A 25,811-nucleotide genomic window follows, 5' to 3' on the forward strand; every position below is an offset into this window, starting at 1 on the left:
GGAATACACTTGCCGCTAACACCGCGTCGGCCTTTCCAACCGTGAATGCATCCCTGAAATGCTCACGTTTACCAGCACCTCCACTCGCGATGACAGGTATGCACAATTCATCCGCCAATTTTGCCAAAGCTTCATTAGCGTATCCACATTTCACTCCGTCATGGTTCATGCTGGTAAACAGAATTTCACCTGCGCCGCGGTCTTCAACTTCGTGAGCCCAATCGAACAAGTCTCGTTCTGTAGGTACACGTCCTCCATTAAGGAAGCATAACCAACGGCCGTCAACACACTTCGCATCAATAGCGCACACACACACCTGCGATCCGAAACGCCCCGTAATCTCATCTACAAGTGACGGCCGCCGCAACGCAGCGCTGTTCACGCTAATTTTGTCGGCGCCAGCCGCGAGCAACCGTTCGACATCTGAAATGTCATTTATCCCGCCACCTACGGTAAAGGGGATGTTTATTTCCTGAGCCACACGTGTAACCATTTCCGTAAAGGTCTTACGGCCCTCTACACTTGCCGTTATATCAAGAAACACAAGCTCGTCGGCTCCGGCAAGACTATAAGCCTTACCTAAGGCAACCGGGTCACCGGCATTCCTGAGATTTACGAAATTCGTACCCTTAACCGTCTGCCCGTCCTTAACGTCAAGACACGGTATTATTCTTTTGGCCAATCCTCCCGACATATCACAAGTTAATTAAAGAGCACAAATCTATCTTGCCTTCATATATTGCCTTACCAAAAACGACAGCAGGCACTCCGTCGCTCTCAAGACGGCGTATGTCGTCAATGCAAGAGACACCACCGCTTGCTATGAGATTTATTCCAGGAAAGGCGTTAAGTATTTCTTTGTATAAAGAGAACGCCGGCCCCTGCAAGGTTCCGTCCTTTGAGATGTCCGTACAAAGTACGTTAGTTACGCCCTTGCCTACATAATACTCCAAGAACGTTATTACATCTTCCGAAGTATCCTCACGCCATCCGTTTATACTTATTTTGCCATTACGTACATCAGCGCCAAGTATAAGCCTCTCAGGGCCAAATTTATCAAGCCAGCTAACGAACAGCTCTCTGTTCGTAACGGCTACAGAACCAACTGTCACCATTGCCGCCCCACTTTCAAAAGCCTTAATGATATCCTCCTCGGTCTTCACGCCTCCACCGAAATCTACCGTCAGCCCGGTTGTTTCCGTTATATTTCTGAGGGTCTCCAGATTCACGACATGCCTGGACTTAGCTCCGTCAAGGTCGACAACATGCAGGCGTCTGAACCCACAACGCTCGAACATTTGCGCCATTTCCGCCGGAGAGTCTCCGTATACGGTTTTAGCCGCATAATCACCTTTGGTCAGTCTGACGCATTTTCCGTCGATTATGTCTATCGCTGGTATAAGCTCTATCATTGTATTCGGTTTATGAGTAACGTTGTGCCAAGGCTCGCTACATTTCGAGGAAATTTCTCAATATAATCTCCCCCACGCTCCCGCTTTTCTCGGGATGAAACTGGGTTGCGTAAAAATTATCCTTGCCCATCGCAGCACTATATGGATGGATATAATCCGCCTTTGCCACTGTATCACCGCAAACGGGCACATAATAGCTATGCACGAAATAAACATACGCGCCTTCTGCAGGAAGCCCCTTAAACAAAGGCGAACGCAGGTCGTACAAAGAGTTCCATCCCATTGCCGGAACTTTATCCTCATGGCGCATGGGACAAAATCTCTTAACGTCTACATCGAATATTCCAAGACAATCGGTGTCGCCCTCTTCCGAATGACGGCAAAGTAGCTGTTGGCCGATGCAAATGCCGAGAACGGGCTGACTGAGGCTTTTTATCACAACGTCGAGTCCATGCGCACGCAAATACGCCATAGCGCTACCGGCCTCGCCCTGTCCGGGAAACACCACCTTGTCGGCTTTCCGGATAAGAGCAGGGTCATCGGTAAGCAAGGGGTCTACGCCCAAGCGGCGCAGCGCGTTGACAACACTGTAAACATTGCCCGCATTATATTTTACTACGACTACATCCATCTTTCATCATAAGTTGGAACGCCAATACAGCCATAAATCAGCTGAATATTATCGTCTTGTTATTGTAAGTCAGAATCTTCCGTTCTATATGTTTAGTAACAGCGCGGCTCAACACTATCTTCTCAAGGTCGCGCCCCTTAAGGACAAGGCTTTCGGGCGTATCCTTATGGGAAATGCGTACGACATCCTGCTCTATTATCGGACCGGCATCAAGCTCCATCGTCACGTAATGGCTGGTTGCCCCTACGATTTTCACTCCTCGCTCCCATGCCTGGTGATACGGCTTAGCGCCTATGAAGGCGGGCAGAAACGAGTGGTGTATGTTGATTATGTGGTGCGGATAAGCGCTGATCAGTTTCTCGCTTATAATCTGCATATAGCGCGCAAGCACAATAAACGTTACTTTCTCCTTTTTGAGCAACTCCATCTCCGCCTGCTCCACCTCGGCCTTGTTTGAGTGGTCTTTCTTTATCGACCACACATAATAAGGTATGCCAAACTGCTCTGCCACATAGCGTAAGTCTTCGTGGTTACTTACTATACACGGTATCTCAACATTCCATTCTCCGGCCTTGTAGCGTGCCAAAAGGTCGTAAAGGCAATGGCTCATCTTGCTCACGAAAATGGCCATACGCGGCTTTACGTCATTGAAATATAGATTGAAAGTCATGTCATACCTCACGGCATAAAGCGTCTGGATATAATCTTTCAGCTTCTCGCGCGGGATGATGAAGCCGTCAAGTTCCCACTCTATACGCATGAAGAACATTCCGTCCTGCCTGTCGACATACTGGTCAAGATATACGATGTTGCCGTTATTATCGGTAATGAATCGCGTAACCTCAGTGATAATGCCCTGACTGTCAGGACAATGTAGCAGTAATATAGCGGTTGGTTTCATTAGCTCAGTCTCTATATTTTACCTTAAAATGATACGTTTAAAGCGCAAATACGCACACACTTAGGCATGCAGAGCGCATAATCATTTGCAAAATTAGCTAAAAACTTCGGATTAGCAATCATCTTTTACCGATAAAATTAATAATCTTTGCAAAGTGGCACCAAAACGCTTTCAATTTGTATTCCAAAACGGCGATGAAGCAAAAAGTTGTGGCAAATATCCTCATTTGACTTACCAATATGTACTAACTGCGGCACTACAACCGTCAAGATGGTATAAAATTTGCGTCTCATGCCCTTCTTATATCTGGCTGACCGTGCGATGCGAGCGGAATGCCAAGTTATACGCCATGCCCCATCCTTTGACTATTTTTAACAAAACGGAGAACCTTTGTTTTTCCATTTACTTTACATTTATTTTTCATGAAATAGAAAGCGTCAAGGTATGTGCAGGCTAAACAAACACGGCTATACCCTATCATTAACACATTTGACGACCTTTAAACATGCCATTAACGGCCTTTGGACTGACAATCAACGGCATTTTACATTGCAAATAACGGCTAAACGAACAGCATAAAACATGCTTATTATGCCACGAAAAAGGCTTGTTTTACATAAAAAGCAGCTTATTTCAGTTTGCCATACTCGACAAGTCATTGACACACAGGCATTTATCTTAACGCCAAATAATTGGCGGATTTCTGTCAAAACTATTACATTTTTTCGGCAACGGCCATCCAGACACCTTAACCATTACATACAGGCTGATGCGCATTAACATTATTTTAATGTTTTACAATTATCTTTATTTGAATAAATTCCTGAAGATTTAATTGGCTATGTCGAAATAAAAGTGTAATATTGCAAGCTGAAAAAACATCAAAAAGAAAGGACAAGCAGCATGAACGGAGAATATTGGCAACCTGAAATAGAAACTATGCCACGCGAAAAGCTCAGGCAACTTCAAACGGAAAAACTCAGGCGAACCATCGAAACTGCGCTTAACTCTCCATTTTATGGACACAGGCTCGGCAAACTCGGTATAACCCCTCAATCCATAAACAGCGTTGACGACATCAGGAAAATACCGTTCACGACAAAACAAGACCTCAGGGACAATTACCCTTTCGGTCTCGTAGCAGGAAACATGAAAGACGCAATACGCATACATTCGTCAAGCGGAACAACCGGCCACCCCACTGTCGTTGTGTATTCACGTCACGACATTGACTCGTGGGCCAATATGATAGCACGCAACATGTACATGGTAGGCTGCCGAGATACCGACGTCTTCCAGAACAGTTCAGGCTACGGAATGTTTACCGGAGGACTTGGCTTCCAATACGGGGCCGAAAGGCTCGGGGCAACAACCGTACCGGCAGCCGCAGGAAACAGCAAAAGACAAATCATGTTCATATGCGACTTCGGCACAACATGCCTGCACGCCATCCCAAGCTATGCCGTAAGACTGGCTGAAGTGTTCAAGGATGAAGGCATCGACCCACGCTCGACCAGGCTCCACACCCTTTTTATTGGAGCCGAACCACACACGGACGAACAGCGCAGGCGCATAGAAAAACTGCTTGGCGTGAAAGCATACAACAGTTTCGGCATGACAGAAATGAACGGTCCGGGCGTAGCGTTCGAGTGCAAGCAACAAGACGGGATGCATCTATGGGAAGACAACTATATCGTGGAAATAGTTGACCCTGATACGCTTGAGCCTGTCCCTGACGGCGAATACGGCGAGATGGTGCTGACAACTCTTGACCGCACAATGATGCCTATACTGAGATACCGCACACGTGACCTTACAAGAATCATCCCGGGAAAATGCGCATGCGGACGCACCCACCGCCGCATAGACCGCATCAAAGGGCGTACGGACGATATGTTCATCATAAAAGGGGTAAACGTATTCCCCATGCAAGTAGAGAAAATATTGGCACAGTTCCCTGTGCTGGGAAGCAACTATCTCATCACGCTCGACACAGTGGACGACAATGACATTATGACCGTAGAAGTAGAGCTTGACGACATGCGCACGGACGTTTATCCCGAACTACAGAAAATCACAAGAAACATACAACGGACCCTGAAAGATGAAATATTGCTTACGCCAAAAATCAAGCTCGTAAACAAAGGCTCCATCCCCACAAGCGAAGGAAAAGCCGTAAGAGTAAAAGACCTGCGCGAAGGCCGCGGCCAAAACCACGCAGAATAAACACAAACCATAAACAGTATAAATCAACATGAGAAAAATATTTTTTATTACTACGCTACTATTAAGCCTGTCCTCGTCAATGGCGCAAACATCAATAAAGGATATACTTAAAACGATTCCGCAAGAAATCCTGCCATACGTAAACGATGACCAACGCAAGGAAATCAACGAGTTCGTAGGCCAAAAAGACACCATTGAAATAAAAAACGCACTCAATGGAACAACAAGAATCCACACTTCAGGCGACAACTTCGCACAGTTCGACCTAAACGAAACCACAAAACTGCAAATAAAATTACTGCCTGTAAACGACAGTACCAAGATAATATGCATTGCAAAAACAGTAATGCGGCCGATTTCAGACAGCAGCATAAGTTTCTTCTCAACAGACTGGGCTCCGATACACTCTAACTTCAATCTGCCGATTGACAATAGCGCAGAAACATTGCTCTCCATGTTTACGCAACGCCCTGACACGATGACAACAGCAAGATATAATGAACTGATAAAATGCATAGAGCCTGTGATCATAAGCGCAAACATCTCAAATAATGATTACACCATAACATTCAGGCTTGACGTACCTTTCGTACAAAAATCAGAAATTGATACATATAAGGCCATAACAAGGCAAAAAACATTTAAATGGGACGGACGTAGTTTTAAAATATGTTAGAAAATAAATATTTATCATCTGATATTTTGCAGAACAGAAAATAATCAATACCTTTGCACTGTGTTTTTCATGGTATTAGATTATTAAGGTTAATAAAAGATTGGTTGTCGTGAGACAATCAATTTTTGTTTTATATAAATCTTACAATTTATTTCACAAATAATCATAGCGTTACTGCAAGCGTGAATAATAATTCACGCCCACGTAATTTGTAATTATATGTGTAGGTATTGATTGAACTGTAAAGCGAATAACTATATGAATCTTGGTTTAACGCGTTTTGCAAACTTAGATTAAACCTGAAAGCATTTAGCAGCCAGGTTATGTCAAAATCCAATAAAGCCATCGTTTTACTCATGTTTTGGGTTAAGTCCTTTTTCACGATGTCTGATGAAGCGGAGAAAATAAGTGACTGTACCGGTGTGATTTTTAATGAGATTTTATGTACATGCGACCAATAATTCCTTTTAATGTTCTCATAACTCAAAAAAGTCTTGCTTATTTCGCCGGAATAGTTCAATTCAAAATACTTGCAGGGCTGTGAGGTCAATGTAGGTGAGATGCCGACGTTTTGCCAAATATATGTGGTAAGCAAACCGTTCTGCTCCGCCTGTTGCTGTCTCCATATATACAGTCCCTTCAATGAAATTTTTGTCTTAATTGATTCAATTTGTTTGGTAATACCCAGCTGCGCCGTTATGTTATTGGTATTGTTTGGCATGTATATAAAAGTCGATTGAATCAAGTCTGATGCCACATCTTGGGACGCCAACAGATTGTTATGCTCCCTTTGGTATATTATGTCTGCATTTACAAACCACATGTCCAATGGAATTTTATAGTCATAGTGCAGGTTTACCATCAACGATTTGTTGTCCTGCAAAATACCGGAGCTTATTTTCCGAGTCGTGTTATCAGTCTGCACAGGAAACGTCAAGAAATCCAATATGTCACCAGAGTCACGTGTATAAGCAACCCGCGCCCTAAGTACGGAACGGCTACTGGCTTTATAGTTGAAATAGATTTCAGGGCATACGGAAAAGAAACCGAAATTATCTTTAGCATTAAGAATGTGGTTATTGTTGTATATGTAATCTATCCGCATAGGCACATCGGCCCGAAAAACATATATGCGTCTCGGATGGGTGTATTCATACTTGGGAGCAAAAGCAATGCTAAGCTTGCCGCCCTTCATATCATTCTTGTTTCCAGTATTGCCCAAATCGGACTGCAATTCTGTTTGGATTTTATCTGCCGAGTAGTTCAGCGACAGTGGAAAATAAAAACGAGAATTATTGAAATCATAAACAGCAGACAAGACATTCTTGGTCAGGAGCCCCAAACTGTTTGCGCTTTGATGAATGTCATTTTCTCCGTTTGCCACAATAAGACTAACCTTGGGCGTATTGAATAACAGAACGGATGAAAACAGGCTCCAGCGCAGTTTCCCTTTGCGCCAGCTATATGAGAAATCATTTTCCACATAGTAGTCACGCATGGACTGTTGTTGCATAAGCTCTTGGCTGTTTTCCATTGTCGGCAATTCGTTTCTTAGGAACGTAGCCTTGCCAAATAAAGTGTTGTTAAGGTAGCTTGTCGCCGCATTGTTTTTATAAACGATTGAGAAACTTGGGGAATGACTTGTTGACAGTGAATTTATGCCTTGGTCGATGATTATATTCTCATAACCGTCATAAAAGTTGCGTTGGATGTCATAATCATAGCGGCTTTTGGAATAGCTGTAATCGACGTTTCCACGCAATGTGGCCGTTTCAGTTATTTTTTTGATGAAATTGACTGAAAAGAGGTGTTCATCAGGCGAGGCATACCGGTCTTTGTCTATCGGCGGAGCTGAAGCCGATATATTCCCTATAAGCTTTTCTGCCTTTGACTCTTCCTCAACGCCTCCAAAAAGAGAAGTTACTTCATTTGAAGCAAAGGATTGTATGTTTCCTATTTTCAATGTGGCAATGGTTTGGAACTTGGGCTTGAAAAGCATACCGGCTCCGCTAACTTTATACTGCCAGTCGTCACCATATCCGACAGAGCCTTCATAGGTTCCAATAGGTTTGAAACGTGCATTGTTACTCATGTTGATGTTTATAGCCACGTCATCGGAAAATATATCCTTATTCATGTTTACAGCCTGATGATTGTTCAAAACCTGAACAGAATTTACATATGAGGCAGGTATGTTTGTCGTCGCAATATTATATTTTCCGCCAAGCAAATCCAAACCGTCGATGTAAAAATTTGAGATTTCCTTTCCTAAATATTTGATATTGCCGGATTCTTCTACGTCTATGCCCGGGAGTTTTTTCAGGGCGTCTTTCAATGTATAGTCACTTTGGGTGATATATGAAGAAAGATTATATGACAGGGTGTCACCGTGCTGGTAGATAGCCGGGGCCTTCACTACGACTTCTTTTAATTCTGTCGCTTCTTCTTTCATTGTAATATTATAAGTCTGGGACACATTCATGATCTCATTTTCCACAGACTCGTATCCTATCGACTCAGCGATTAGCTTGACTTTTCTTGCATTTGTATTAAAGGCAACATTAAATTGACCCTTGTCGGAAATTGCATAGGCAATGACGGTGCTGTCAGCAGAGATTTTGACTATAGCACCGTCAATGCCTGCACCGGAAATATCTTTAAGCATTCCTTCTACACGGCTTTGAGAATAAGCAATGCTTACAATACAGAGAAACAAGATACTGAACAACAAACGCATAGTCAAAATTTTTTCATTCCAACTCCAGAGGAGTGTAACCGTTTGGACGAAGCCGCAACTGTACTCCGTTGATAAGGATAGAACCTTTCCCATTCTCATCCTTTTGCACAACCATTTCACTGATTGATTCAGGCGGAATGTTACCCATAGGGTTCTCTTCAAATTTGTTCTTGCTCTTTATAAACTTGCCCCTTTCCACTGTCACGATATTTGGTATATCAGGCAAAGCTATCGGCAATGTGCCTTTTCGGAAAGTAATGGCTTCAAAACGGTGTATGTTCTCTGTATCATAAGCCAGCATTACGAGACCGGGAAGACCGCAAAATTTCCAAGGCCCGAATGTTGTCGGTATTTCATGTGCGTACCATACGATCCATTTTCTTTCTCCGTATTCGCCCGAATTTTGAATTTGTCACCTTCGCTTAGAATAATATGAATTAGCCGTCAAAATATATTATAAACTTTTACAAGATTTTCATGAAACTGTAATATGCCACTAACGTTCCGAATGCAATGACAAAGAAATTCTCAAACGATATATATCAAGAAAGTTCAACCTACGCGATATTTTTCAATTTATTGTTTACCCCCTCTATGATTGCCATTCTTTTCAATATAAGCTTGTCAGATATACTCATAAACGCAGCCAACTGAAAATATATAAAAACAAAAGAGCTGCCTATAAGATAACTTATAGACAGCTCTTCGTAGTGGATAGGGGAATCGAACCCCTATGCCAAGATTGAGAATCTTGTATCCTAACCATTAGATGAATCCACCATATCTATCATCTTAATATTCAAGCACCTATGCGGAAGCTGGGGGATTCGAACCCCCGGTACGATAAACTCGCACGGCAGTTTAGCAAACTGCTGGTTTCAGCCACTCACCCAAACTTCCTTTCCGGTTTATTGTACCGAAGCATTATCGCTCAAATGCGGTTGCAAAGGTAAGCATATTTTTCTATACCTGCAAATTTTTCATGAGATATTTTCAAAAAAACATCTTTTTTGTTCATGTTTGCCTGTTTTCCTGCATTATATATTCCAATTAACGGCCATTTGGATTATAAAAGACGGCAAAACACATGATAAAATGCCGCATATTGCATGACAAATGGCGGCATTTCATAAACGATGAGATAAGGCTGTCAAATATAACATCCACCTATTATATATTACATTCTACTTGAATAAAGATAAAAACACATGAAATGCAAAGGAAAAAGATGTACAAAAACATAAAGAAACGGCGTACAGACGCAGATGGTCTGTACGCCGTTATAGAGAAGCGTGTTATCAACGGATACGTGATTACATTACATATATCCGTTAACCCAAAGCATTAAATCCACTTAACATAGCAGAAGTCTTGACGATGAGGCAGATTTTCGTTCTTAGGATACATCCTTATGCCTGTCTTGTATGTTCCGGCCTCTGAAGCCTCGACAACAGCCTCAAAAGTATAAAGGTTACCTTCGTTACCCAAAAGCTTGAACGGGAACACGTTTGAGATTCTCTCCTCACCGTTCTTGTCGGTTGTAACTGATACAAACTCTAATCCGATCGCATCATTGAGTCCCTGCTCGTCAACCACGATTCTGATCTTATACTCTACTCCAGTCTCCATACCCGTTGACGGCATCGTAGTCTCCTTTGATACTACTGTTATCGAATCCCAACGCTCTGCGACAGCCTCTTTCCACTGTGCAATGTCCTTAGCCAATCTGTTGTCATTAGCGGCAAGCTTCTTGAAGCGAAGCGCCTCCTTCGTGTAGAACTTGCTGTAATAATCATCAAGCTGGCGTTTCATCGTATAATGCGGGGCTATCTTTGCTATTGAATTCTTGATCACATTTATCCAGCCTTCGCTGTATCCCTTGTCATTCTTGTTATAATACAGAGGTATAATCTCGTTCTCAAGAAGTCCGTAGATTGTAGCTGCATCCAACTGGTCCTGATATCCCTGGTTCTTGTATGTACGTTTCTCGGTCAAAGCCCATCCGGCACCCTCACGGTATCCTTCAAGCCACCAGCCGTCAAGTACAGACAAATTGACCACGCCGTTCATTTCAGCCTTCTCACCAGACGTACCAGATGCCTCAAGAGGACGTGTCGGAGTATTCATCCAGATATCAACACCTGACACAAGTCGGCGTGCCAACTGCATGTCATAATCTTCAAGGAATATTATTTTGCCGAGGAACTCAGGACGTTGGCTTATCTCAAAGATCTTCTTGATAAGTCCCTGGCCTGCACCATCTGCGGGGTGTGCCTTACCGGCAAACAGGAATTGCACCGGATGTTCAGGATCGTTGACTATCTTAGAAAGACGGTCAAGATCCGTAAAGAGCAGGTGAGCTCTCTTATAAGTCGCGAAACGACGGCAGAAACCAATCATCAGCGCATTAGGATTGATTTTCTCAAGCAAGGAGACAACGCGTGCCGGGTCACCCTGATTCTTGAGCCATGTCTCACGGAACTTAACACGAATGTAGTCGGTAAGTTTCTTTTTCAATCCCATACGAGTATCCCAGATTACGTCATCCGGTACGTTATAGATGGCGTGCCAGATCTTCTCGTTGCTCTGGTCAGACATGAACGACTCGTCAAAATACTGGGCATAAAGCTTACGCCACTCGGTAGCAGCCCATGTTGGGAAGTGTACACCGTTGGTAACATATCCTACATGGTTCTCCTCCGGGTAATATCCCTTCCAAATACCGGAGAACATCTTTTGGCTAACCCATCCGTGCAGTTTGCTCACGCCGTTAACCTCCTGACAAGTGTTACATGCGAATGTCGACATGCAGAACTTCTCGTTATGGTCATCGGGGTTTGTACGACCCATACCGATGAATTCGTCCCAGCTGATTCCGAGTATGGAAGGATAACCGCCCATATACTTGCCGAACAAGCCTTCGTCAAAATAGTCATGGCCGGCAGGCACCGGAGTATGCACCGTGTAAAGAGAAGATGCACGCACAAGTTCGAGAGCCTGATTGAATGTAAGGCCTCCCTGAACATAGTCGCAAAGGCGCTGAAGGTTGCAAAGCGCAGCATGTCCCTCGTTGCAATGATATACATCTTTCTTTATTCCGAGCTTCTTCAGGGTAAGGATACCACCGATACCCAGCAGGATTTCCTGCTTCAGGCGGTTCTCCCAATCGCCTCCGTAAAGAGAGTGCGTAATAGGCTTGTCGAAGTCAGAGTTCATTTCATTGTCGGTATCGAGCAGATACAGTGAAATACGTCCAACGTTAACACGCCATACATATGCGTGAACAAGGTAATTTACGTAAGGAACATCAACGACAAGAGGATTACCATCGGCATCAAGCTGGCGCTCTATGGGCAGCGAGTTGAAATTCTGCGCCTCATAATTGGCAATCTGCTGGCCGTCCATACTGAGTGACTGCTTGAAATATCCATACCTGTAAAGGAAACCAACGGCGCACATATCCACATTGCTGTCCGAAGCCTCCTTAAGATAGTCACCGGCCAACATGCCAAGACCGCCTGAATATATTTTCAAGACCTGGTTGATACCATACTCCATGCTGAAATAAGCTACGGACGGGCGCTTGCTGTCAGGCTTTACGTCCATATATTTACGGAACATGCCGTAAACGTCCTTGACTCTCTTCATTATGGCCTTGTCGTGAACAATCTCTTCCTTGCGGTCATAACTGAGACGCTCAAGCAACAATACGGGATTGTGTCCTACTTCCTCGTACAGTTGTTCGTCAAGGCTTCTCCACAAATCTCTTGCCTCATAGTTCCAAGCCCACCACATATTATGCGCAAGCTCGTCCAGACATTTCAACTGTTCCGGCAATCTTGATTTCACGGTCAGCTCCTTCCATTGAGGGGCGTTGACATAATCAGCTTTAATCTTCATAATTTATTTTATGTTCAAGAATTATAGTTTTTGTAATTAAGAATTAAAAGTTAAGAATTAAGAGAACTGCCGCCTGGTCGTTTGCCATGCATATTTCCTTAATTCTTAACTTTTATCACTTAATTGTCTTTTTCCTCTCTTCCGCCTTTTTCAAGGCAAAATCGTAAGCCTGATAATAATATTTTATGAAATTACTCCAAAGGGCCTTATGCGATAGTTTATCAGCATTGTCACGCGACTTTTTCACATCCGCAGGCGTAAAGTTTGAATATTCAGCGACTGTATCCTTTATTTTATCAGCCACTTCGGAATAATTATAATCAGTGCGGTGTATTACCTTTACGCCATCGGTGATTTCACCGTATCTGCCGAGTTCTGAATTAACCCACAAGCCGAAACCGGCAAGGTCGGACGTTATACATGGCACCTTGAACGCTATCGCCTCAAGAGGCGTATATCCCCACGGTTCATAATATGACGGATATATACAAAGGTCGTTACCGAGCACAAGGTCATAATACTTCATGTTGAACACTCCGTCCTCTCCGTTCAGGTAGCATGGAAGGAAGATAAGTTTCACCTTGTCGTCCTTGCGATTCTGCATATCGAGGTACTTCATCATGTCAAGCACATTGTCGTGGCTCATATTATGGAGCCAATGTGTAAGCATTGGGACGTGCAATGGAGTGTCGTATTTACGTCCCGAGACAAGTCGGTCTATCAGGTCTTGCCGCGGTTCGCCAACCCATCCCGGCACCTCGATGAACGCAATAACATTCTTCTTTAGGCGATTGTCCCTCAACAGACGGTTCATCGCCTCGATATACACGTCCACGCCCTTGTTGCGGAATTCATACCTGCCGCTTGTTGATACTACAAGCGTATTCTCGTCGTCAATCTCCATTCCGAGCAAAGCGTTGGCAACATCGAAAATACGCTTGCGGGCAGCCTTGCGTTTACGTGTAAACTGCGCACCCTTTGGCACAAAATCATTCTCGAAACCATTGGGAAGTACAAAGTCCACAGGTTTGTCAAGCAGTTCTTTACACTCGTTTGCAGTAATCTCGCTTACCGTAGTGAAACAGTCAACATACTTCGCCGTCTGTTTCTCTATGGAGTGCTTGCTCTGCATGTTAAGTTCGCCGGCCATCTGGTCGCCGTTATAAGCGAACAGATAGTCATATAAAGGCTTATTGTTTCCGGCAATGCTACGGCCTATGCTCGTTGCATGCGTGGTAAACAACGTTGCCACTTGCGGTAACTTATGGTTGATATAGAGCAGTCCGAGCCCAGTCATCCATTCATTGCCGTGATATATAACTTTCTTTGTGTCGTCAAGATAATAGCCATAAAAGCTCTCCACCACCTTAGCCGCGGCATACGAGAACATCGATGCCTCGTCATAATCGCCATAGGCATGGAGGCTGTCTACGCCGTATAGTTCCCACAAGCGGGTATATATCTCGTTCTTGTCATTATAGTATTTGCTGAAATCCACGAGGACCGCCACCGGCTCTCCCGGCACCATCCACCGCCCTATCCTGACGGAGAGTCCGTCATGCTGCGCCTGCGCCTTCCAGTCATTGAAAAGCGCTTCATCTTCTTTGAAATATGGATTATCACCTTTAAAAACGTCCGGACCTATAAAAATAATTCTGTCTTTCAATACGGTTTGCAATGTCTTGGCCCTTGTCGAAAGGACCGTATATATACCTCCTACCTTATTGCAAACCTCCCAACTTGACTCAAATATATAGTCGGGCAATAAAACTCCTGTCGCCATCGTATATTTCTTAAAATAATGCGTGCAAAGATAATAATTTTTATTACAAAACAAAAAGTGCCTTATAAAAATTTTTATAAAACCCATGTTTTCTTGACATACATAAATTGCCATATCACAACTGTATAAAAGGGCGGTACATATGCCGCCACACACTCATCATGCCACAATGTCCGCATTGGGGCGGAAATGCTTTCTTTTTGATTTTCAACAAAGTCTCAGAATCGAGTTATTTTAAAAATAAAAACGACAGGACGCAAATAAGCGAAAATAGAGCGTGCACATGCTAATAGACTGCAATACAGTCCATTACATTACACAGCACAACATCTGTGCAATAAAAATCACCGTAAAAAGGGTGAAACATGACCGTTGCAAACACAAAAAGCCGTCCATTATCCCGGCAAAGACCGTAAACGACACGACAATAAACGGCCTTTTATTACTAAAAAACAACTCAATAAAGACAAAATTGACGGAAATACAGAACAAATACGGCAGCATCCAAACGTTAAAAAGAACAATCCACGGACTTTGTTTTTCCTGGTTCAGCCATTAAGGCAGACAAAGCCGATATGACAAAATGACAACAACAAGTGGCATAATGGATACAAAGTGACTACACAAAACATGCCCAAATAACGGTATCCAGCAAAACCGGCATATCCCAAAACGGCCCGTTAACCAGCAAGTAGCGCCATTCAAAAAAGCTAAATATTGACACAGCATAATAAAAATAGTCAATAATAATATTGGCACAATATTTGTATAGAATAAAATGTGTATCTTTGCACACGGGAAACGAATTACAAGCAGAAGGCGTACAAAAGCCGCCAAAAGGCGAGACAACTCCCGTAAAGGCAGGCACTATACGTAAAAAGATAAAAACAGGAGAAATACATGACCAGTCAATTTTCACCAAAAGTATCTCAAATACTGGCGTTCAGCCGCGAGGAAGCCGCACGGCTTGCCAGCAGGTCGGTAGGACCCGAGCACTTATTGCTTGGCATCCTGCGTGACAAGACAGGCCCTGTGCATGAATTATTCGTAAAATCAGACATCAATTTCCAATCAATAAAAGACGAGCTTGAGCAGAAGGTGCGTGAAGAGGACATTGCGCAACCTTTGCGCACGCATGAACTCGTACTGAACGAAAAAGCCAGCAACATCCTGAAACTGGCTGTGCTCGAAGCACGCATACAATCCAGGCAGATGGTAGACGAGCAGCATTTACTGCTCGCCATACTTCATGACCAAGTGAACAACGGCGCAAAAGAAGTACTTGAATTTAACAACATGAACTACGAGGACGCACTGACATATTTCCAGCAGGCGGCTAACATACCCAATGACGGAATCAGCATGCCCGACAAGGATGAAGATGACGAAGACGGTATGCTCAGCATAAACGGCGACAATTCACAAAAAGCAAGACAGCAAGGCACGACAACAAGCGTTCACCGCCCTACGGGCAAAACCCCCGTACTTGACAACTTCGGTACAGACCTGACAAAGGCTGCCTCGGAAGGGAAACTCGACCCCGTTGTAGGACGTGAACGCGAAATACAGCGAGTAACCGAAATCCTTTGCCGGCGCAAGAAAAACAATCCGGTATTAATTGGCGAGCCCGGCGTAGGAAAAAGCGCCATCGTAGAAGGATTGGCACAGCTGATATGCGCCCACCGCACGTCTCCGGTCCTGTTTAACAAAAGAATAATAAACCTCGACATGGCAGCCATCGTGGCAGGCACGAAATACCGAGGCCAATTCGAGGAGCGCATAAGGGCACTCGTCAAGGAAATAGAACAAAATCCGGATGTAATCATCTTCATAGACGAAATCCACACACTCGTAGGCGCAGGATCCACACCTGGCTCAATGGACGCAGCCAACATGCTGAAACCGGCACTCGCACGCGGCACCATACAGTGCATCGGCGCAACAACACTTGACGAATACAGGAATTCGATAGAGAAAGACGGAGCGCTGGAGAGACGCTTCCAGAAAGTAATGGTTGAACCGACCACCGCCGACGAGACTGTAGCCATACTCAGGAACATCAAAGACCGCTACGAACACCACCATCATGTGGAATACTCTGATGACGCCATTCTGGCGTGTGTCAAACTGACAGACAGATACGTGACAGACCGCGCCTTCCCTGACAAGGCCATCGATGCTCTCGACGAAGTCGGCGCACGCGTTCATCTTCAGCACGCCCAAATGCCTCCGGAAATAAGTGAAAAAGAGAAAGAAATCAGCTATGTCAAGGAAAAGAAGCAGGCGGCTGTGCGTAACCAGAACTTTGAATTGGCCGCAAGTTACCGCGACAAGCAGGTAGAACTTGAAAACGAGCTGAAAGAGCTGCAGGACAAATGGACTAATAACGAAATCGGCAGCCGCGACATCATTACTGACAAAGATGTAGCAGACGTCGTTTCGACGATAACAGGAGTCCCCGTACAACGCATTGCCGAGGCAGAGGGCACCCGACTGAAAAACATGGGTGAAGAACTGAAAAGCGCCGTCATAGCCCAAGACAAGGCCATTGAAAAAATGGTAAAAGCCATACAACGCAACCGCGTGGGGCTGAAAGAAGCAAACCACCCCATTGGGGCGTTCATGTTCCTTGGCCCTACAGGCGTAGGCAAAACGTATCTCGCAAAAAAGCTTGCTGAATGTATGTTTGGCAGCAGCGACGCTCTCATACGTATTGACATGAGCGAATACAGCGAGAGCTTCAACACGTCAAGGCTTGTCGGAGCGCCTCCGGGATATGTAGGATACGAGGAAGGCGGCCAACTTACGGAAAAGGTACGCCGTCACCCCTACTCTATCGTATTGCTTGACGAAATCGAGAAAGCTCACGGCAACGTGTTCAACATGCTGTTGCAAGTGCTTGACGAGGGTCGCCTTACCGACGGCAACGGACGTCTGATAGACTTCCGCAATACGGTAATCATAATGACCAGCAACGCCGGTACACGCCAACTAAAGGAATTCGGGCGTGGCGTTGGTTTCACGGCTGGCGGAAGCATGGGGCTGAGCCTGAACGAGAACGACAAGGAGTATGCACGCAGCATAATACAGAAGAGCCTGAGCAAACAATTCAGTCCAGAGTTCCTTAACCGCCTTGACGAAATAATCACGTTCGACCAGCTTGACCTCAACGCGATAAAGAAAATCATTGACCTTGAGCTTAATGGTTTGAATAAACGTGTAGAAGAGCTTGGATACAAACTCGATATAACTGACAAGGCAAAAGAGTTCGTGGCAATGAAAGGCTACGACGTGCAATTCGGCGCACGACCGTTGAAACGTGCCATCCAGAACTACATCGAGGACGGCGTATGCGAACTCCTGCTCGACGGCAAACTCACAGCCGGCGACATAATCAAAATTGACAAGAATCCGGAAAAAGAGGAACTTGTATTCAATTAAGGGTTAAGAATTAAGAGTTAAGAAAATATGACTTGGAGTTTTAATTGTAAGTGTATTTTTCTTAACTCTTAATTCTTGACTCTTAAATTATCTTACGGTTATGTGGAAGCACCCTTGCTTTACCTCGTATTTTATATAGCAACGCTTGTTCTCGCGCATATCACGCAACACTTCACTAAGCACCCATTTCAAGGTGTCATTACGTACGGCCCTACGTGGCTGGTCTGCGGAAGGGCTCACGGTTTTATAACGGTTATAACAAATATCAAAAGTCGTACCGTACATATGGCATGAGTTTTCCGTTGCGTTGCCATTATACTGTCTCAGATTTTTCACGTCTGCACGCGAGCGTAGCACGCTTGTTACTATTATCTGATGCAGAGGTATGCCCTTGATTTGCAGACTGTCATAATAAGCCCGGCCTATGTCGTTCAGCAAGACGGCCGCACGAGGTACAAGATAAGGAATACTGCTACGCAACGGATCTATATGAAAATACGGACTTGCCCCGACAAAAACCAGCTCCTTCTTACGGTGTTCGGCATCTTTTCTGTCCTCAACAGGCTTTACTCCGTAATAGTTCGCGGCCATAAGCTGTACGTCATTATTATCAGGAAAGGTACGACTAAAACCGGGCACGCTGTTTATACGGTGCTTAACAATATTGCCTTTGCCATCAAAAAACGACGGTAGAGGAAAACCAGTAGCTGCATTTACAGGCTTAATAGACACCGGAACGTGAAGAGCAGCAGTATCATCAGTTTTATCGTCAACAGACTTCCGCACTTCATTTGCCAACATCGCATTTTTAGTTCTGTCTTCTGCGACTGACGGAAAAATCAACCTGACAAACGCCAGGACAACTACAATTACGACGAAAGATGCCAAAAACTTATTCTTGGCTCCTTTTATACGAAAAGATGAAAAGCGAGCCTTCCACCGTAAAAAATCATTATAATTAAATATCATTTATTGAGTCCGCTTGAACAAATATATTGCAAAAGTAATGTAAACAAGCGGAATTTCAAAACAAATAAGGTGTTTTGTCACATTGACGAGATGATTTAATGAAATCAATATACTTATGAACAAGAACCATTCAACATTAAAAAAGAAAAGGAAAAACAGCGTAATATTAAAAATATTCAGTAATTTTGCACAATAATTTTAATTGTCGGTAAAATTGATAGAGAAGCATATCGTACTTGAAGATATTGACCCTGTTGTGTTATACGGGGCCAACAATTCACATCTGCAAATAATCAAGGCATTATATCCCAAACTTAGAATTGTTGCACGCGACAACGTGATGCGTGTACTTGGTGATGAAGAACAGATGGCTGTATTCGAGGAGAATATAGAAAAAATACGTTTGCATGTTCTGAAATACAACTCTATTAATGACGAGGATATACTGGATATCATAAAAGGGAAAAAGACCAAGGATGACACCGCAAAGGATGTTGTGGTATACAATATATCAGGAAAACCGATAAAAAGCCGTAGCGAAAATCAGCAAAAGCTTATCGATGCTTATGATAAAAACGACATGATATTCGCAATCGGGCCGGCCGGAACTGGTAAAACTTACCTTAGCATTGCTCTCGCAGTGAAAGCCCTGAAGGAAAAAACGGCGAAGAAAATCATATTGAGCCGTCCTGCTGTTGAAGCGGGGGAAAAACTGGGATTCCTGCCAGGAGACATGAAGGAAAAAATCGACCCATACCTCCAACCATTGTACGACTCTTTGGAAGACATGATTCCAGCCGTTAAGCTACAAGACATGATGGAAAAGCATGTCATACAAATAGCGCCGCTCGCATTCATGCGAGGACGGACGCTAAGTGATGCCGTAGTAATATTGGACGAAGCGCAAAACACTACCTCCGCACAGATACGCATGTTCCTTACAAGAATGGGATGGAACACCAAGATGATAATAACCGGAGACTTAACCCAGATAGACTTACCACACGGAACATTAAGCGGACTTCGTGAAGCCGTCGGCATTCTAAAAGGAGTGGAGGGAATATCATTCATAAACATGAACGAAAAAGACATTGTAAGACACAAGCTCGTAACACGAATAGTTCATGCGTATGAAAACGCGGACAAGTTGCATAACGGGAAAAGCCCCAACCATAATAAAGCCGAAAATTCAGAAGAAATACAAGTACCAGAGAAAGTGAGCGATAAATAGCCATCCATGACAATCTGTCGCCCCGCTGCTCACAAACAAAAATAAAAGACAATGAAAGCGTTAACAAGAACAGACTTCCATTTTGATGGACAAAAGAGCGTGTATCATGGTAAGGTACGCGATGTTTACAACATCAACGATGACATTATCGTTATGGTTGCAACCGACAGGATTTCGGCTTTTGACGTAATCCTGCCCAAAGGAATACCGTTCAAGGGACAAGTTCTGAACCAAATCGCATCTAAGTTCCTTGACCAGACAAAAGACATCTGTCCTAACTGGAAACTGGCAACTCCGGATCCGATGGTTACCGTTGGCTTGAAGTGCGAAGGTTTCCGTGTGGAAATGATTATCCGTTCAATCCTGACCGGCTCAGCATGGCGCGAGTATCAAAAAGGTTGCCGTGAAATTTGCGGTGTGAAATTACCTGATGGCATGAGGGAAAACCAACGCTTCCCGGAACCGATCATTACACCCACGACAAAGGCTGATGAAGGACATGACATGAATATCTCGAAAGAAGAAATCATTGCCCAGGGTATAGTCAGCAAGGAAGACTACGAAATAATGGAGGATTACACGCGCAAGATATTCGCACGAGGCCAGGAAATTGCAGCCCAGCATGGTCTAATTCTTGTTGATACAAAGTATGAATTCGGAAAGCGTGACGGTAAAGTTTACTTGATTGACGAGGTTCACACACCTGACAGTAGCCGTTATTTCTATGCTGACGGATACGAAGAAAAATTTGAGAAGGGCGAACCGCAGCGCCAGTTGTCTAAAGAGTTTGTACGTCAATGGCTTATTGAGCATAACTTCATGAATGAGCCTGGACAGGTAATGCCGGAAATAACCGACGAATACGCAGAGAGCGTAAGCGAACGTTACATTGAACTGTTCGAACACATTACTGGTGACAAATTCGACAAAGCAGCCGAAGAAGGCGATATTGCCGCACGCATAGAAAAGAATGTAAAAGAGTATCTCGAGAGTTACAAGAATACAGGCAAATAACCAACTAACCGACAAACATGGAGGGAGTATACATTTATAATACTGAGTTGGCCTCCATGTTTGTCACTTAATTATGTATTTTGCCAGCAAGCCACGATGTCATACAAGCAGGAACGCATAACCCCATACAGCAACGGGCAGGAAAAGAGCAAACAGGTAGAGGAAATGTTCGACAACATAGCCCATTCGTATGATGCCCTCAACCATCGCCTCTCATTCGGCATTGACTACTTTTGGAGAAATACGGCAATAAAACAACTAAGACGTTATAAACCGTCTTCTATATTAGACATTGCAACCGGAACGGGAGACTTTGCAATCATGTCGGCAAAAAAATTATGTCCAGAAAACATTGTCGGAATAGATATTTCTGAGGGCATGATGCGTATCGGAATGTTGAAAGTTAAAAAGGCAGGACTCGAAAATGTGATATCATTTGAAAAGGAAGATTGTGAACACCTTTCATTCAACGATAACAGTTTCGATGCCATAACAACGGCTTTCGGAATAAGAAATTTCCAAAACCTCGATGCATGCCTAAAGGAAATGTGCCGAGTATTGAAAAAGGGAGGCCATGTAAGTATTCTGGAATTAAGCAGTCCGCTACATTTCCCCATGAAACAACTCTTTTGGATATATTCACACACCCTGCTTCCTCTATATGGTAAACTTATATCAAAAGACAAAAATGCGTATAAGTACCTTATCAACACCATTGAATCATTCCCGCAAGGAGAAGAGATGGTAGGGATATTCAAGAAAGCCGGATTCTCGGAAGCCAGATTCAGGCGCCTTACATTCGGTATATGCACTTGTTATTTAGCTATCAAATAATTCAATAATTATGGATAAATACGGACTGATCGGTTACCCGCTGGGGCACTCATTCTCAATAAACTACTTCAACGAGAAATTCAAAAACGAGAATATCGATGCAGAATATATCAATTTCGAGATTCCTACCATCGATTCGCTACCAGAAGTATTAGCTTTAAACCCTGAATTAAGAGGCCTCAATGTCACAATTCCGTACAAGGAAAAAGTAATTAGCTTCCTCGACGCAGTAAGTCCCGAGGCGCGAGCCATCGGTGCCGTAAACGTAATCCGTGTAGAACACAAAGGCAACGCGACAAGACTGAAGGGATATAACAGTGACGTCATAGGTTTCACCAAGAGCATTGAACCTTTACTTGAGCGTTTTCACAAGAAAGCCCTGATACTCGGTACCGGAGGCGCATCAAAAGCAATTAATTACGGCCTTAAGTCGCTGGGGCTGGAAACGATTTTCGTCAGCAGGTATGAACGTCCTGGCACAATACAATACGACAAGATAACTCCTGATGTTGTAAAAGAATACAATGTCATCGTAAACTGCACTCCGTGCGGAATGTATCCGCACACTGACGAATGTCCTGAACTACCTTATGAGGCAATGGACAGCAAGAATCTTCTATACGACTTGTTATACAACCCTGACCAAACATTATTCATGAAAAGAGGGGCCGCCAGGGGTGCTACCGTAAAGAACGGTCTGGAAATGCTTTTATTACAAGCATTCGCAAGTTGGGAATTCTGGAATGAGGACAAATAATACAAAAAATAAGCCGTAAGCGACCGATTTAGCGCCCGGTATATACACCTGAACCGTAAACAACATAACCATAATTAAAGACAATGGACTCACATAACCGTTACATGATGCGTGGCGTCTCTGCAGCCAAGGAGGACGTCCACAACGCCATAAAGAATATAGATAAAGGAATATTCCCGCAAGCCTTCTGCAAAATAATACCTGACATACTTGGCGGCGACCCTGAATATTGCAATATCATGCATGCAGACGGCGCCGGTACAAAATCGTCATTGGCGTACACATACTGGAAAGAGACTGGTGACCTTAGTGTATGGAAAGGCATTGCGCAAGACGCGCTGATTATGAACACTGACGACTTACTGTGCGTCGGGGCTGTGGACAACATCCTGGTGTCAAGTACAATAGGGCGCAATAAAATGCTTGTTCCGGGAGAAGTAATATCAGCCATAATCAACGGAACAGACGAGCTTCTGGCCTCCATGCGGGATATGGGTATCGGTATATACGCAACTGGAGGAGAAACGGCGGACGTTGGCGACTTAGTCAGAACCATCATCGTTGACTCGACAGTAACATGTAGAATGAAACGCGCTGATGTCGTCAACAATGCCAACATACGTCCCGGGGATGTTATCGTCGGACTTGCTTCATTCGGCCAAGCTACCTATGAGCATTCTTACAATGGAGGAATGGGCAGTAATGGACTTACAAGCGCACGCCATGACGTATTTGCAAAATACATAGCTGAAAAATATCCCGAGAGCTATGACCACGCCGTTCCGGAAGAACTCGTGTACAGCGGTCATTACAAACTTACCGACCAATTGCCCGACGTACCGGTAAACGTAGGCCGGCTGGTGTTATCCCCCACCCGCACTTACGCCCCTGTTATCAAGAGAATGCTCGACAAGCTTAGGCCTGAGATACACGGCATGGTACATTGCACCGGCGGGGCTCAGACAAAAGTGCTCCACTTTGTCAACGACAATTGCCGCGTAGTCAAGGATAACATGTTCCCCGTACCTCCACTCTTCAGGATTATAAAGGAGCAGAGCGGTACTGACTGGCAGGAAATGTACAAGGTTTTCAACATGGGACACAGGATGGAAATATACGTCAGCCCAGAAACCGCGGATAAAGTGATAGAGATAAGCAACAGCTTCAACATAGCCGCCCAAGTGATAGGCCACATTGAAGAAGGCAACAAGAGCCTGACCATAAAATCAGAATTCGGAGAATTCAATTATTAAAAGTAAAGAGCAAAAGATAATATGCCCGACAACAACAGCATTCTTGAGAAACTCGAAGGGCTTGAAAGCCGATACGAGGAAATATCGACCCTGATAACCGACCCTTCAGTAATTGCCGACCAGGAAAGGTATGTCCGCCTTACACGTGAGTACAAGGACTTGGACGACATAATGAAGGCCCGTAAAAAATATATTGCTTGTCTTGAAGCAATCAAGGAAGCGAAGGATATACTTGCCAACGAGAGCGACCCCGACCTTAAGGACATGGCACGCGAGGAACTGCAGGCTAACGAGGCCTTGCAACCTAAGATAGAGGAGGAAATAAAAATCGCCCTTGTGCCGAAAGACCCAGAGGACGCAAAAAATGTGCAGATGGAGATTCGCGCCGGTACAGGAGGCGACGAGGCGGCCCTCTTCGCGGGAGACTTGTTCCAGATGTACAAAAAATTCTGCGACTCGATGGGATGGGTACTCTCCGTAACAAGCGTCAGTGAAGGGGCTGTAGGCGGATATAAGGAAATAGATTTTGCCGTAAGCGGCGACAACGTGTACGGCACGTTAAAATACGAATCGGGCGTGCACCGTGTACAACGCGTGCCAGCTACCGAGACACAGGGGCGAATGCACACAAGCGCCGCCACCGTGGCAGTACTGCCAGAAGCCGACAAGTTTGAAGTTAACATCAACGAAGGTGACATCAAATGGGACACGTTCCGCAGTTCCGGAGCTGGTGGCCAGAACGTCAACAAGGTAGAGTCTGGAGTACGCCTGCGCTATCCATGGAAAAATCCCAATACAGGCGAGGTAGAGGAAATACTAATCGAGTGTACCGAAACCCGCGACCAACCGAAGAATAAAGAGCGCGCTCTCTCACGCCTGCGCACTTTCATATATGACCGTGAACACCAAAAGTACGTCGACGACATAGCAAACAGGCGCAAGACTCTCGTCTCGACGGGCGACCGCAGCGCTAAAATCAGGACCTACAACTTTCAACAAGGTCGCGTGACCGACCACCGTATCGGATTCACCACACACGACCTGCAAGGCTTCCTCAACGGCGACATCAAGGACATGATCGACGCACTGACCGTAGCCGAGAACGCCGAAAGAATGAAGGAGGCCGAACTATAAGTACCTGACAACACAGACACAGTTACCACCTACGGTAACCGCCACTGTATAATCATTAACCACTATATCACCCACAAATCATGACAAGACAACAGCTCATCGAACACATCTTCACGAAAAAGACATTCCTCTGCGTCGGCCTCGACACAGACATCAAGAAGATACCCCAGCATTTGCTGGGTAACGACGACCCCATCTTCGACTTCAACAAAGCCATCATTGACGCTACCGCCAAATACTGCATAGCTTACAAGCCAAACCTCGCCTTTTACGAGTGCATGGGCACCAAAGGGCTGTCGGCGTTCGAGCGCACCGTAGAATATCTTAAAGAGACATATCCTGACCATCTAATCATAGCCGACGCCAAACGCGGCGACATTGGCAACACGTCGGCCATGTACGCAAGGACTTTCTTCGACGGATACGACATCGACGCGCTAACCGTAGCCCCCTACATGGGAGAGGACAGCGTAACGCCGTTCCTTGAGTACGAAAACAAATGGGTCATCCTGCTGGCACTGACGAGTAACAAGGGCTCGCACGATTTCCAGCTGACGACTGACCAGGACGGCGAGCGCTTGTTCGAGAAAGTAATACGCAAGTCGCAAGCATGGGGCACGCCCGACAACATGATGTACGTAGTCGGTGCCACCCAAGGCAAGATGTTCCAAGACATACGCATGCTCGCCCCAGACCACTTCCTCCTAGTGCCAGGCGTCGGGGCGCAAGGCGGCAGCCTGCAGGAAGTGTGCAAGTACGGCATGACCGACGACTGCGGACTTATAGTGAACAGCAGCCGCGGCATAATATACGCCTCGGGCGATACCGACTTCGCGCAAGTCGCAGCCATCAAGGCCATGGAACTGCAGCGGGAAATGGCAACCGAATTGGATAAGGTCAACAAATAGGCGG

General features: G+C 44.7%; 19 protein-coding genes and 2 tRNA genes. 10 read left to right on the forward strand and 11 right to left on the reverse strand.

Annotation, left to right across the window (positions count from 1 at the left end; genetic code table 11):
• From hisF to purU, 4 genes are all read right to left on the reverse strand, one after another.
• Positions 1–694 (reverse strand): imidazole glycerol phosphate synthase subunit HisF (hisF, locus tag H6A34_RS01755; protein WP_205103093.1); only part of this gene is annotated, 694 nt, incomplete at its 3' end.
• 1 nt (position 695) lies between these two features.
• Positions 696–1,412: a 1-(5-phosphoribosyl)-5-[(5-phosphoribosylamino)methylideneamino]imidazole-4-carboxamide isomerase gene (hisA, locus tag H6A34_RS01760; protein WP_205103094.1), complete on the reverse strand. Its 717-nt coding sequence runs from the start codon at positions 1,410–1,412 to the stop codon at positions 696–698.
• A gap of 37 nt (positions 1,413–1,449) precedes the next feature.
• A complete protein-coding gene (gene hisH / locus H6A34_RS01765) occupies positions 1,450–2,043 on the reverse strand; it encodes an imidazole glycerol phosphate synthase subunit HisH (protein ID WP_205103095.1) in 594 nt (197 codons plus the stop codon).
• A gap of 37 nt (positions 2,044–2,080) precedes the next feature.
• Positions 2,081–2,944: a formyltetrahydrofolate deformylase gene (purU, locus tag H6A34_RS01770; RefSeq protein ID WP_021947133.1), complete on the reverse strand. Its 864-nt coding sequence runs from the start codon at positions 2,942–2,944 to the stop codon at positions 2,081–2,083.
• Positions 2,945–3,847: 903 nt separating this feature from the next.
• Here purU and H6A34_RS01775 point away from each other — a divergent pair.
• Both H6A34_RS01775 and H6A34_RS01780 read left to right on the forward strand, forming a co-directional pair.
• On the forward strand, positions 3,848–5,170 hold the full coding sequence (locus tag H6A34_RS01775; RefSeq protein WP_205103097.1) for a phenylacetate--CoA ligase family protein: 1,323 nt from the start codon (positions 3,848–3,850) through the stop codon (positions 5,168–5,170).
• 28 nt (positions 5,171–5,198) lie between these two features.
• Positions 5,199–5,846 (forward strand): DUF3256 family protein, encoded by a 648-nt coding sequence (locus tag H6A34_RS01780; protein WP_205103098.1) that lies wholly within the window; start codon positions 5,199–5,201, stop codon positions 5,844–5,846.
• A 163-nt stretch (positions 5,847–6,009) separates the two neighbouring features.
• Here H6A34_RS01780 and H6A34_RS01785 read toward each other — a convergent pair whose 3' ends face one another.
• The 6 genes from H6A34_RS01785 to H6A34_RS01810 all read right to left on the reverse strand — a co-directional run bounded on the left by H6A34_RS01785 (position 6,010) and on the right by H6A34_RS01810 (position 14,266).
• Positions 6,010–8,583, reverse strand: a complete 2,574-nt coding sequence (locus H6A34_RS01785) for a hypothetical protein (RefSeq protein ID WP_239480720.1) — start codon at positions 8,581–8,583, stop codon at positions 6,010–6,012.
• Positions 8,584–8,596: 13 nt separating this feature from the next.
• Positions 8,597–8,992 (reverse strand): GLPGLI family protein, encoded by a 396-nt coding sequence (locus tag H6A34_RS01790; RefSeq protein WP_205103170.1) that lies wholly within the window; start codon positions 8,990–8,992, stop codon positions 8,597–8,599.
• Between the two features lie 299 nt (positions 8,993–9,291).
• A tRNA-Glu gene (locus H6A34_RS01795) sits at positions 9,292–9,363 on the reverse strand.
• Positions 9,364–9,395: 32 nt separating this feature from the next.
• Positions 9,396–9,483: transfer RNA gene (locus tag H6A34_RS01800), tRNA-Ser, on the reverse strand.
• Positions 9,484–9,927: 444 nt separating this feature from the next.
• On the reverse strand, positions 9,928–12,483 hold the full coding sequence (gene glgP, locus H6A34_RS01805; protein ID WP_021948077.1) for an alpha-glucan family phosphorylase: 2,556 nt from the start codon (positions 12,481–12,483) through the stop codon (positions 9,928–9,930).
• Positions 12,484–12,598: 115 nt separating this feature from the next.
• Positions 12,599–14,266 carry a glycogen/starch synthase gene (locus H6A34_RS01810; protein ID WP_205103099.1) on the reverse strand — a complete coding sequence of 556 codons (1,668 nt, stop codon included), beginning with the start codon at positions 14,264–14,266 and terminating at the stop codon, positions 12,599–12,601.
• Positions 14,267–15,166: 900 nt separating this feature from the next.
• Between H6A34_RS01810 and H6A34_RS01815 the strand changes: the two genes are divergently transcribed.
• Entirely contained in the window at positions 15,167–17,707 is a 2,541-nt protein-coding gene (locus H6A34_RS01815) for an ATP-dependent Clp protease ATP-binding subunit (protein ID WP_021948074.1), read from the forward strand.
• A gap of 87 nt (positions 17,708–17,794) precedes the next feature.
• Here H6A34_RS01815 and H6A34_RS01820 read toward each other — a convergent pair whose 3' ends face one another.
• Entirely contained in the window at positions 17,795–18,676 is an 882-nt protein-coding gene (locus tag H6A34_RS01820; protein ID WP_239480721.1) for a DUF5715 family protein, read from the reverse strand.
• A gap of 214 nt (positions 18,677–18,890) precedes the next feature.
• On the opposite strand from H6A34_RS01820, the gene H6A34_RS01825 reads away from it, so the two are divergent.
• From H6A34_RS01825 to pyrF, 7 genes are all read left to right on the forward strand, one after another.
• Complete coding sequence (locus H6A34_RS01825; protein ID WP_021948072.1) at positions 18,891–19,907, forward strand: PhoH family protein; 1,017 nt, start codon at positions 18,891–18,893, stop codon at positions 19,905–19,907.
• 51 nt (positions 19,908–19,958) lie between these two features.
• Positions 19,959–20,921, forward strand: coding sequence for a phosphoribosylaminoimidazolesuccinocarboxamide synthase (locus H6A34_RS01830; protein ID WP_205103101.1), 963 nt, complete (start codon positions 19,959–19,961; stop codon positions 20,919–20,921).
• 96 nt (positions 20,922–21,017) lie between these two features.
• Entirely contained in the window at positions 21,018–21,755 is a 738-nt protein-coding gene (ubiE, locus tag H6A34_RS01835) for a bifunctional demethylmenaquinone methyltransferase/2-methoxy-6-polyprenyl-1,4-benzoquinol methylase UbiE (protein ID WP_205103102.1), read from the forward strand.
• 10 nt (positions 21,756–21,765) lie between these two features.
• Complete coding sequence (locus tag H6A34_RS01840) at positions 21,766–22,512, forward strand: shikimate dehydrogenase family protein (protein WP_205103104.1); 747 nt, start codon at positions 21,766–21,768, stop codon at positions 22,510–22,512.
• Positions 22,513–22,595: 83 nt separating this feature from the next.
• On the forward strand, positions 22,596–23,765 hold the full coding sequence (locus H6A34_RS01845) for an AIR synthase-related protein (protein WP_205103105.1): 1,170 nt from the start codon (positions 22,596–22,598) through the stop codon (positions 23,763–23,765).
• Between the two features lie 21 nt (positions 23,766–23,786).
• The gene (prfA, locus tag H6A34_RS01850) at positions 23,787–24,899 is read left to right on the forward strand and encodes a peptide chain release factor 1 (protein ID WP_205103106.1); all 1,113 of its coding nucleotides are present in this window, start codon (positions 23,787–23,789) and stop codon (positions 24,897–24,899) included.
• 80 nt (positions 24,900–24,979) lie between these two features.
• Positions 24,980–25,807 carry an orotidine-5'-phosphate decarboxylase gene (gene pyrF / locus H6A34_RS01855; RefSeq protein WP_205103108.1) on the forward strand — a complete coding sequence of 276 codons (828 nt, stop codon included), beginning with the start codon at positions 24,980–24,982 and terminating at the stop codon, positions 25,805–25,807.
• The last annotated feature ends 4 nt before the right edge of the window (positions 25,808–25,811 follow it).

It is taken from the genome of Marseilla massiliensis, assembly GCF_016899855.1.
In the GTDB taxonomy this organism is placed as follows: domain Bacteria; phylum Bacteroidota; class Bacteroidia; order Bacteroidales; family Bacteroidaceae; genus Prevotella.